The sequence below is a fragment of the Peribacillus sp. P4_C12 genome (assembly GCF_056402095.1).
Genome location: NZ_JBFUIB010001035.1, coordinates 1 through 793, shown reverse-complemented (window position 1 = coordinate 793; position 793 = coordinate 1). Strand labels below are relative to the sequence as shown.

6 tRNA genes and 1 rRNA gene are annotated in these 793 nt (G+C 52.4%); all 7 read left to right on the top strand.

Annotated elements, in window-relative coordinates:
- Positions 1–6 precede the first annotated feature (6 nt).
- Positions 7–122: ribosomal RNA gene (gene rrf, locus AC1DUW_RS31085) — 5S ribosomal RNA — on the top strand.
- 9 nt (positions 123–131) lie between these two features.
- Positions 132–206, top strand: a tRNA-Asn gene (locus tag AC1DUW_RS31080).
- A gap of 5 nt (positions 207–211) precedes the next feature.
- Positions 212–303: transfer RNA gene (locus AC1DUW_RS31075), tRNA-Ser, on the top strand.
- A gap of 9 nt (positions 304–312) precedes the next feature.
- Positions 313–387 (top strand) — tRNA-Glu (locus tag AC1DUW_RS31070).
- A gap of 14 nt (positions 388–401) precedes the next feature.
- Positions 402–477, top strand: a tRNA-Val gene (locus tag AC1DUW_RS31065).
- A gap of 90 nt (positions 478–567) precedes the next feature.
- Positions 568–641: transfer RNA gene (locus AC1DUW_RS31060), tRNA-Met, on the top strand.
- A gap of 5 nt (positions 642–646) precedes the next feature.
- A tRNA-Asp gene (locus tag AC1DUW_RS31055) sits at positions 647–722 on the top strand.
- Positions 723–793 lie beyond the last annotated feature (71 nt).

Here is a 793-nt window from a genome sequence, read left to right as displayed (position 1 = left end):
ATAATGTTTGGTGACGATAGCGAAGAGGTCACACCCGTTCCCATTCCGAACACGGCAGTTAAGCTCTTCAGCGCCGATGGTAGTTGGGGGTTTCCCCCTGTGAGAGTAGGACGTCGCCAAGCTTATATCGTTCCGCAGTAGCTCAGTGGTAGAGCATTCGGCTGTTAACCGAACGGTCGTAGGTTCGAGTCCTACCTGCGGAGCCATTATTGGAGAGCTGTCCGAGTGGCCGAAGGAGCACGATTGGAAATCGTGTAGACGGGTAACCCTGTCTCAAGGGTTCAAATCCCTTGCTCTCCGCCATTTACAACTGGCCCGTTGGTCAAGCGGTTAAGACACCGCCCTTTCACGGCGGTAACACGGGTTCGAATCCCGTACGGGTCACCATTTCGAAAACATATGGAGGATTAGCTCAGCTGGGAGAGCATCTGCCTTACAAGCAGAGGGTCGGCGGTTCGATCCCGTCATCCTCCACCATTTTTTAAAAAGCAACAAGTTGTTTCTATATATCAGATATGATGAAACAGTTAACACGAAAACTTGATGCAATAGCAGCATTATTAACGTCGCGGGGTGGAGCAGTCCGGTAGCTCGTCGGGCTCATAACCCGAAGGTCGCAGGTTCAAATCCTGTCCCCGCAATCTATGGTCCCGTGGTGTAGCGGTTAACATGCCTGCCTGTCACGCAGGAGATCGCGGGTTCGATTCCCGTCGGGACCGCCATTWTWATTGTKTGGCTCAGTAGCTCAGTCGGTAGAGCAAAGGACTGAAAATCCTTGTGTCGGCGGTTCGAT